9 protein-coding genes are annotated in these 8,272 nt (G+C 71.7%); 3 read left to right on the top strand and 6 right to left on the bottom strand.

What is annotated here, in order from left to right; all coding sequences use genetic code 11:
* Positions 1 to 1,347 (top strand): helix-turn-helix domain-containing protein (locus tag TN53_RS35725; RefSeq protein ID WP_046262972.1); only part of this gene is annotated, 1,347 nt, incomplete at its 5' end.
* 72 nt (positions 1,348 to 1,419) lie between these two features.
* Here TN53_RS35725 and bioD read toward each other — a convergent pair.
* The 3 genes from bioD to bioB are packed head-to-tail and all read right to left on the bottom strand — an operon-like array spanning position 1,420 to position 4,613.
* Entirely contained in the window at positions 1,420 to 2,136 is a 717-nt protein-coding gene (gene bioD, locus TN53_RS35720) for a dethiobiotin synthase (protein ID WP_046262971.1), read from the bottom strand.
* A gap of 1 nt (position 2,137) precedes the next feature.
* Positions 2,138 to 3,418: an adenosylmethionine--8-amino-7-oxononanoate transaminase gene (locus TN53_RS35715; RefSeq protein ID WP_046262970.1), complete on the bottom strand. Its 1,281-nt coding sequence runs from the start codon at positions 3,416 to 3,418 to the stop codon at positions 2,138 to 2,140.
* Positions 3,411 to 4,613, bottom strand: a complete 1,203-nt coding sequence (bioB, locus tag TN53_RS35710) for a biotin synthase BioB (RefSeq protein WP_046262969.1) — start codon at positions 4,611 to 4,613, stop codon at positions 3,411 to 3,413. Before bioB ends, TN53_RS35715 begins: the two co-directional genes overlap by 8 nt.
* A gap of 147 nt (positions 4,614 to 4,760) precedes the next feature.
* On the opposite strand from bioB, the gene TN53_RS35705 reads away from it, so the two are divergent.
* Positions 4,761 to 5,888 carry an 8-amino-7-oxononanoate synthase gene (locus tag TN53_RS35705; protein WP_046262968.1) on the top strand — a complete coding sequence of 376 codons (1,128 nt, stop codon included), beginning with the start codon at positions 4,761 to 4,763 and terminating at the stop codon, positions 5,886 to 5,888.
* Between the two features lie 36 nt (positions 5,889 to 5,924).
* On the opposite strand, the gene TN53_RS35700 is transcribed toward TN53_RS35705, so the two are convergent.
* Both TN53_RS35700 and TN53_RS35695 read right to left on the bottom strand, forming a co-directional pair.
* Entirely contained in the window at positions 5,925 to 6,146 is a 222-nt protein-coding gene (locus tag TN53_RS35700) for a DUF397 domain-containing protein (RefSeq protein WP_046262967.1), read from the bottom strand.
* A gap of 9 nt (positions 6,147 to 6,155) precedes the next feature.
* Positions 6,156 to 7,025: a helix-turn-helix domain-containing protein gene (locus TN53_RS35695; RefSeq protein ID WP_046262966.1), complete on the bottom strand. Its 870-nt coding sequence runs from the start codon at positions 7,023 to 7,025 to the stop codon at positions 6,156 to 6,158.
* 213 nt (positions 7,026 to 7,238) lie between these two features.
* Here TN53_RS35695 and TN53_RS35690 point away from each other — a divergent pair, with 213 nt between their 5' ends.
* A complete protein-coding gene (locus tag TN53_RS35690; protein ID WP_046262965.1) occupies positions 7,239 to 7,697 on the top strand; it encodes an ATP-binding protein in 459 nt (152 codons plus the stop codon).
* Positions 7,698 to 7,795: 98 nt separating this feature from the next.
* Here the strand turns inward: TN53_RS35690 and TN53_RS35685 are convergent, their stop codons facing one another.
* The gene (locus tag TN53_RS35685) at positions 7,796 to 8,269 is read right to left on the bottom strand and encodes a C40 family peptidase (protein WP_046262964.1); all 474 of its coding nucleotides are present in this window, start codon (positions 8,267 to 8,269) and stop codon (positions 7,796 to 7,798) included.
* Positions 8,270 to 8,272 lie beyond the last annotated feature (3 nt).

Raw genomic sequence — 8,272 nt, 5'->3', positions numbered from 1 at the left:
CCCTCCCCCCGCCCCCGCCTCGCGATCCTCGACGTCCCCGACCCCGCCCTCCATCTCCTCGCCCGCGCCACCGAGGCCGCCATCTACACCGGTGACCTGCGTCGATGCCGGGACGCGGCCCTGGTCGCCCGGCGCATGGGGATCGTGCCGCCGGGCACGCTCGGTGGGCTCGCGGCGGCGTTCGAGGGGCGGTACGAGGACGCGCGGGACCTTCTCGCGGCGGCGGCCGGACGGTGCGGGCCCGGCGGCGAGCCCACCCTCCTCGTCCACGCCGGCATCGCCGCACTCCTGCTCGGCGACCACACCCTCGCCACCGCCGCGACCGTCCGCGCGGCCGCCTCGGCCCGGGTGCGCGGCGCGACGGTCGTCGTGGCGCAGGCCATGGAGTTCCGCGCCTACGCCGACTTCTGGACCGGACGCCCGCGCGCCGGAGAAGCCGCCGCGACGGACGCCCTCTGGCAGGCGTACGCCACCGGCCAGGACAACGGCGCCTGCCATCTGCAGGCCGCCCTCGCCATGTTCGCGGCGCTGACCGGGGATGCCGAGGTCTGCCGTGAACGCGCCGCCACCGCACGGTCGCACGCCCGCTCCCACGGCCTCGGCCTGCCCGCCGCCCTCGCCCAGTGGGCGCTCGCCTACCTCGACCTCAGCAGCGGCCGGTTCGCCGCCGCGGCGGCCCGGCTGCGCGCCCTCGCCGGCTTCGGCCCGGGCCACGGCCACCGGGCGATCCGCCACATGGCCACCCCGCACTACGTCGAGGCGGCCGTCCGCACCGACGACACCCGGGTCGCCCGTGCCGCCCACGCCGACTACCACCGCTGGGCGAGCGCCGTACGCAGCCCCGACGACCTGGCGCTCAGCGCCCGCTGCCGCGCCCTGCTCGCACCCGGCGCCGAAGCGATCGAGCACTACCGCACCGCGCTCGACCTCCACGCCCGTGGCACCCGGGACTTCGAACGCGCCCGCACCGAACTGCTGTTCGGCAGCGCACTGCGCCGACTGCGCCACCGCACGGAGGCCCGCGACCGCCTGCACAGCGCCCTGGAAGCCTTCGAGCACTTCGGCGCCCCGCACTGCGCCGCCCAGGCCCGCACCGAACTCCGCGCCCTCGGCGCCCCCGCGACCCCCGCGCAGGGCGCCCCCGCCGACCCCACCGTCCGTCTCACGGCCCAGCAGCTCATGGTCGCCCGCATGGCCGCCGACGGCGCCACCAACCGAGAGATCGCCACCCGCCTCGCCCTGAGCCCGCGCACCATCGACCACCATCTGCGGGGTGTGTTCACGCGGTTGGGGATCCGGTCGCGGATCGAGCTGGTGCGGTTGCTGGGCGAAGGCGAGGGGCGGTGACGGCCGAGGGACCGGCGGCGATGCGGGAGTCGACACAGAAGGCCGGACCCCGCTGACGCCGACCACATCCGGTCAGCCGGCCTCCCGGCCCCGGAACACCTTCGCGTCCCACACTCCGTCCAGCCGCGGCGCCAGCCAACTCGGCGCCGCCGCACGGAAGTCGACGGGCGCCAGCGACCCCGCGCCCACGGGCAGCGCCCCGAGCAGCGGTGCCTGCGACACCTCCGGCAGATCCGCCACGTTGCAACGCGACGCCAGATCAGGGGAGTCGGGCCAGCTGCCGATCACGACACCGAGGAAGTCCAGGTTCCGGGAGCGGAGTTCACGGGCCGTCAGTTCCGTCGTGTTCAGCGTGCCCAGGCCCGCCGACGCCACCACCAGCACCGGCGCCCGCAGCAGTTCCGCCGCGTCCGCCAGGGTGCCGCCCTCCTCGTCGAACCGTACGAGCAGTCCGCCGGCCCCCTCGACCAGCACCAGGTCGTGCTCGGTGGCCAGCTTGGCGGCGGCCTCGGCGACCTCTCGCGGGTGCACCGGCGCGAGCCCGGCCCGCCGAGCCGCCGTCGCGGGGGCCAACGGCTCCGGGTAGCGGGCGACTTCGGCGGTCGTCACCGGCCCGGCCAGCCGCGCGACCTCCTGCGCGTCCCCGGGCTCGTCCGGACCTACCCCGGTCTGGGCCGCCTTGAGCACGGCCACGGACCGGCCTGCCGCCACCGCGGCGGCAGCGATCGCGGCGGTGGCGACGGTCTTGCCGACCTCCGTGCCCGTACCCGTGATCACCAGTACCGACATGTCATCCCTCCCGGGCCGCCGCGCACACCGCGCGCGCGATCCGTGCCACATCCGCGTCCCCCGTGACATACGGGGGCATCGTGTAGACCAGGTCGCGGAACGGCCGCAGCCACACGCCCTCGCGCACCGCCGCCTCCGTGGCGGCCCTCATGTCCACCGGGTGGTCGAGCTGGACCACGCCGATCGCCCCGAGGACCCGTACGTCCCGCACACCCGGCAGCTCCCGGGCCGGCGCCAGCCCCTCCCGCAGGCCCGCCTCGATCCGCTTGACCTCGGCGAGCCAGTCCTGCCCGAGCAGCAGCTCGATCGAGGCACAGGCCACGGCCGCGGCGAGCGGATTGCCCATGAACGTGGGGCCGTGCGCGAGCACCGGGACCTCGCCCCGCGAGATGCCGTCGGCCACCTTCGAGGTGCACAGCGTCGCCGCCATCGTCAGATAGCCGCCGGTCAGCGCCTTGCCCACGCACATCACATCGGGCGTCACCGCCGCGTGCTCCGCCGCGAACAGCGCGCCCGTACGCCCGAAGCCGGTCGCGATCTCGTCGAACACCAGCAGCACGTCGTGCGCGTCGCACGCCTCCCGCAGCACCCGCAGATACGCGGGCGAGTGGAACCGCATCCCGCCCGCGCCCTGCACCACGGGCTCCACGATCACCGCGGCCAGCTCGTCGGCGTGCCGTGCGATCGCCGAGCGAAGCTCCTCGGCGTACGACTCCTCGTACTCGACCGGCGGAGGCCCCACGAACACCTGGCGCTGGAGCACGCCGGTCCACAGTTCGTGCATCCCGCCCTCGGGATCGCACACCGACATCGGCTGCCAGGTGTCGCCGTGATAGCCCCCGCGCCAGGTCAGCAGCCGCTGCTTGCCGGGACGGCCCAGCGACCGCCAGTACTGCAGGCACATTTTCACCGCGACCTCGACCGACACCGATCCGGAGTCGGCGAGGAAGACATGCTCCAGACCGTCGGGCGACATGTCGACAAGGAGCTTCGCGAGCCGTACGGCGGGCTCATGGGTGAGCCCGCCGAACATCACATGACTCATGCGCCCCAGCTGCTCGCGCGCGGCCTCGTTGAGCACCGGGTGGTTGTAGCCGTGGATGGCCGACCACCAGGACGACATGCCGTCGACGAGCTCGCCCGAGCCGTCCGCCATGTGAAGCCGCACCCCGCTCGCCGACTCCACGACGAGCGGCTCGGCGCGGCCCGGCATCGGGCCGTACGGATGCCAGACATGCCGCCGGTCGAGCTCCAGCAGCTCGGACACGGGCAGCTCAGGCATTGGGCGCGAGATCCGTTCCGGCACCACGACGGCGTACGGCGACCAGGTCCGTACGGGGCTCACTCACCGCGGGCTCGCTCACGGACGGCTCGGGAGCCGAACCGCAGACGGAGCCGCACCCGGCGCCCTCGTGCGATCCACAGCCCGCACTCTCGTGCGATCCGCACCCGCCCCCGGCGGCGGCCACGTCCGCCCGGTGCTGCGGCAGCGTCACCTCGCCCGCGCCCTCCACCTCGAACCCGGCGTCCGCGATCATGTCCAGGTCGGCCTTGCCGGCCTGACCCTCGCTGGTGAGGTAGTCGCCGAGGAAGATCGAGTTGGCCAGGTTCAGGGCGAGGGGCTGCATGCTGCGCAGATGGACCTCGCGGCCGCCCGCGATGCGCACCTCGGCGTCCGGGCAGACGAACCGGACCATCGCCAGGATGCGCAGACAGCGCTGCGGGGTGAGGTTCCACTCCTTGGCCAGCGGGGTGCCCTCGAAGGGGATCAGGAAGTTGACCGGCACCGAGTCCGGGTCCAGCTCGCGCAGCGAGAAGACCACGTCGACCAGGTCCTCGTCCGACTCGCCCATGCCGGCGATGAGACCCGAGCACGCCGACAGACCGGCCGCGTGCGCCTTCTGGACGGTGTCCACGCGGTCGGCGTAGGTGTGCGTGGTCGTGATCTCGCCGTACGTCGCCTCGGACGTGTTGAGGTTGTGGTTGTAGGCGTCGGCGCCCGCCTCGCGCAGCCGCTCGGCCTGGCCGTCGGAGAGCAGACCGAGGCAGGCGCACACCTCGACGTCCTCGTGCCGGTCCTTGATCGCCTTGATGGTGTCGGAGACCCGGTCCACGTCCCGGTCCGTCGGTCCGCGACCGCTCGCCACCAGACAGACCCGCTTGGCGCCGCCCGCGAGTCCGGCCGCGGCGGCCTCGGAGGCCTCGTCCGGTTTGAGCCAGGTGTACTTCAGGATCCCGGCCGTCGAGCCGAGGCGCTGCGAGCAGTAGGAGCAGTCCTCGGGACACAAGCCGGACTTGAGGTTGACGAGGTAATTCAGTTTCACCCGTCGGCCGAACCAGTGCCGGCGCACCTTTCCGGCCGCGGCCACCACATCGAGCAGGTCGTCGTCGGAGGTGGCGAGGACGGAAAGTGCTTCCTCGCGGGTCGGCAGCTCGCGCCGAAGCCCCTTGTCCACCAGCGTGTTCAGCAGGTCCATGAAAACTGATCCTGTCCTAAGGAGCCGTCTCGGGCCAAGGAGAGTTCGCACAACAGCGGCCATTCACTGTGTGGGTATTGCCACACAGTGGGTGGCTGCTCATCCCATTAGTGTCTGTTCGCTGCCTACAAAACCCTCGGAGGACCCATGGCGTTCGGCTGGATCGACGAGCAGGCGCTGCTGCGCCGTCGCGCCGGACTCGTACGCACCCTGCGGCCCCGTCCCGCCGGCTCGCCGCTCCTGGACCTGGCGAGCAACGACTACCTGGGGCTGGCCCGCCACCCCGAGGTCACCGAAGGCGCCGCGCGGGCCGCTCGGACCTGGGGTGGAGGCTCGACCGGATCCCGACTCGTCACCGGCACCACCGAACTCCACAGTCAGCTGGAACTCGAGCTGGCCGAATACTGCGGTTTCGAGGCGGCCCTCGTCTTCTCCTCCGGCTACGCGGCCAACCTCGCCGCGGTCACCGCACTGGCCCCGCACGGCTCACTGATCGTCTCCGACGCCGGCAACCACGCCTCACTGATCGACGGCTGCCGACTGGCCCGCGGCACGACACAGGTCGTCGGCCACGCCGATCCGGAGGCCGTGCGCAAGGCACTCCAGACGCACGAGGGCCCCGCGGTCGTCGTGTCCGACACCGTCTTCTCGGTGGACGGCGACGCCGCCCCCCTGGCCGGGCTCGCCGAGGCATGCCGGGAACACGGCGCGGGGCTGCTGGTCGACGACGCCCACGGCCTCGGCGTGCTCGGCGACGGTGGCCGCGGCGCCCCGCACGCGGCGGGCCTCGCGGGCGCCGAGGACGTCGTCGTGACGGTCACGCTGTCCAAGTCGCTCGGCAGCCAGGGCGGCGCCGTCCTCGGCCCCGCCCGGGTGATCGACCACCTGGTCAACGCGGCCCGGACCTTCATCTTCGACACCGGGCTCGCTCCCGCCGCGGCGGGAGCGGCCCTCGCGGCACTGCACCTGCTGCGCCGCGAGCCCACGCGCGCGGCGCGGGCCCGCGAGGTGGCCGCCGAACTGCACGCACGACTGACCGCCGCGGGTCACGAGGCGGTACGCCCGGACGCCGCGGTCGTCTCCGTGCGCGCGCCGTCCCCGGAGGAGGCCGTGCAGTGGGCGGCGGACTGCCGTACCGCGGGTCTGTCCGTGGGCTGCTTCCGTCCCCCTTCCGTGCCCGACGGCATCTCACGGCTCAGGCTGACCGCCCGCGCGGACCTCTCCGAGGCGCAGATCGAACGCGCTGTACGTGTGATCGGTGAGACACGACCATGAGTCGGCGTGACACGGCCGTGCTCGGGGCGGAAGGGATCAGAACGCGGCCGTGAACTCCGCCCAGCTCCCGGGGGAGAAGAGCAGCGCGGGTCCGGACGGGTTCTTGGAGTCGCGCACGGCGAGCAGCCCGGTCCCTGGACCGGTGTGCGGCCGAGCCGTCTCGACACAGTTGTTGGCACCTGTGCTGTAGCTGCTGCGCAGCCACCGCACAGTGTGCAGATCGGTACTGGAAGGTACGTTCCGAGGCATTGCGGACATGGTGCCTCCTTACGCGCCGTCACCTATCCCGGCGATGTAATCCAACGAGTCCTCGGGCGAAAGGGCGTGGATCTGAAGAGCGTTGAAGGCCTCGGTATAGGCCTGGAGGTCTTCTTTCCGCTCGAGGTAGAGGCTACTCGTCAAGTGGTCGAGAACAACCACGTCCAGATCAGATGTGCTCGAAAATGAGAAGATTACGAAAGGCCCCGTGATGCCGATGTGAGCTCCTGCGGCGAACGGCAGCACCTGAATCCGGACTTGGGGCAGCCGGGCCGCCTCCATGAGCCGCCGCAGTTGACGCGCCATGACGTCGGGCCCGCCGATCTCCCGGCGCAGCACCGCCTCGTCCAGCACCGCGCTCAGCTTCAGCGGCGGCTCGGCCCGCAGCACGTCCTGCCTGGCCAGCCGGACCTCCACCAGCGCATCGAGCCGCTCGTCCGGCTCCGTGCCGAGCCCGTTCACCGCGGCCCGGGTCACCGCACGCGCGTACTCGGGCGTCTGCAACAACCCGGGCACCACGGAGGTCTCCAGCGTGCGCATCGCGCCGGCCTGGGACTCCAGACTGATGAAGTCGCGATACGTCGGTGGCAGTACCCCGCGGTACTGGTGCCACCAGTGGTGCCGTCCGCCGCCCTCGTCGCTGCCCGCCAACACCAGGAGCAACTCCCGCAGTTGGGCATCGTGCACCGCGTAGGCGTCCAGCAGTAACCGCACATCGGCCGGTTTCACACCGCTGGCGCCGGTCTCGATCCGGCTCACCTTCGACTGGTGCCAGCCCACGAGCCGGGCCGCCTCACCACTGGTGAGCCCCGCACTGGTGCGCAACGCACGCAGTTCGGCGCCCAGTTTCCGGCGGCGTACCGCGGGACCGTGCTGCATGGGCTTACTCCTTACTCCTTCCGGGCCACCCAAATACGGTCTTCCGTCGGAGAGTTCACCGCTTCGAGCGACAGATATATGCATATCTTGGTGGATCGGCACCGTGACCGGCCGGGTAATGGCAGTCTGGCGATGAAGCACCAGTCCGGGACCGTACTCGAACCATCCGCTCCGTGTCGGACTGCGGTCCCGTGGGAAAGGGACGACGTCGCCATGGCAGACCATCTGGAAGCATCCGTCACTCTGCCGAGCGATCCCGCCTCGGTCTCCACGGCCCGCACCTATGTCATCGCCACGCTGGCGGAATGGGGTCTGCCGGCGGACACGGAGGCGGCCGAGACGATCCGGCTCATCGTCTCCGAACTCGCCACCAACGCCGTACAGCACACGTTCGGGCAGTCACCCACCTTCACGGTGGACATCCAGCTCGACCGTGACGAACAACTGCGCATCGGGGTCACCGACAGCCATCCGCGGTTCCCGAAGCGGCTGCCGGCCGCCGTCCAGCAGGACAACGGCCGTGGCATGGTCATCATTCGCTGGCTGACCGCGGAGTGCGGCGGCAAGCTGAGAGTCCGGCCCACCCGTGAGGGCGGCAAGACCGTCTCCATCGAACTCCCGTGGACAGTGCCGGCCGAGCCCCTCTCCGCGGCGGGGCAGCAGGAGCCGTAGAGAGGCGCCTCCGGAAGACGGAGGCGCCTCTCAGGGCGTCACGGCCGGACCCGCGAGGGTGACGGCAGGTCAGGTCGCCATCACCCCCACGGGGTGGGTCACTTGACCCGGCCGTACCAGACGCTCTTGGTCCAGATCTTCTGCAGCTTCACGACCTCCCCGCTCTTCGGGGAGTGCCAGATCTTCCCCTTCCCGGCATAGATGCCGACGTGGTACACGCTGGAGCCGGAGTGGAAGAACACGAGGTCTCCGGACTTGCGGTTCCCCGCGGAGATGTGGCGGGTCTTGTTGTACTGCTGGGCCGCCGTACGAGGCAGGCTTTTGCCCGCCTTCTTGAACGAGTAGAGCGTGAGCCCGGAGCAGTCGAACCGGTGCGGCCCCGCGGCGCCCCACTTGTAAGGGGAGCCCTTTTTGGAGGCAGCGACCTGGAGTGCCTTCGTCGCCGGTGTCGCGGCCTCGGCGTCGGATGCGACGCCCGGGACCACGAGAGAGCCGCCCACTGCGGCGATGGTCAGAGCCGAGGCCGTACCGGCCCGGGCCATGAGTGACGGGACACGATTGAGCGCAGACATGCG

Source organism: Streptomyces sp. WM6386, assembly GCF_000972385.1.
Taxonomy (GTDB): domain Bacteria; phylum Actinomycetota; class Actinomycetes; order Streptomycetales; family Streptomycetaceae; genus Streptomyces.
The sequence above is the reverse complement of the archived record's forward strand: the minus strand, read 5'-3'. Positions and strand labels throughout refer to the sequence as shown.

Coding starts and splice junctions, on each gene's coding strand:
- bioD (WP_046262971.1), bottom strand. CDS start 2,136: ATGTCGGTACTGGTGATCACGGGTACGGGCACGGAGGTCGGCAAGACC.
- TN53_RS35715 (WP_046262970.1), bottom strand. CDS start 3,418: ATGCCTGAGCTGCCCGTGTCCGAGCTGCTGGAGCTCGACCGGCGGCAT.
- bioB (WP_046262969.1), bottom strand. CDS start 4,613: ATGGACCTGCTGAACACGCTGGTGGACAAGGGGCTTCGGCGCGAGCTG.
- TN53_RS35705 (WP_046262968.1), top strand. CDS start 4,761: ATGGCGTTCGGCTGGATCGACGAGCAGGCGCTGCTGCGCCGTCGCGCC.
- TN53_RS35700 (WP_046262967.1), bottom strand. CDS start 6,146: ATGTCCGCAATGCCTCGGAACGTACCTTCCAGTACCGATCTGCACACT.
- TN53_RS35695 (WP_046262966.1), bottom strand. CDS start 7,025: ATGCAGCACGGTCCCGCGGTACGCCGCCGGAAACTGGGCGCCGAACTG.
- TN53_RS35690 (WP_046262965.1), top strand. CDS start 7,239: ATGGCAGACCATCTGGAAGCATCCGTCACTCTGCCGAGCGATCCCGCC.
- TN53_RS35685 (WP_046262964.1), bottom strand. CDS start 8,269: ATGTCTGCGCTCAATCGTGTCCCGTCACTCATGGCCCGGGCCGGTACG.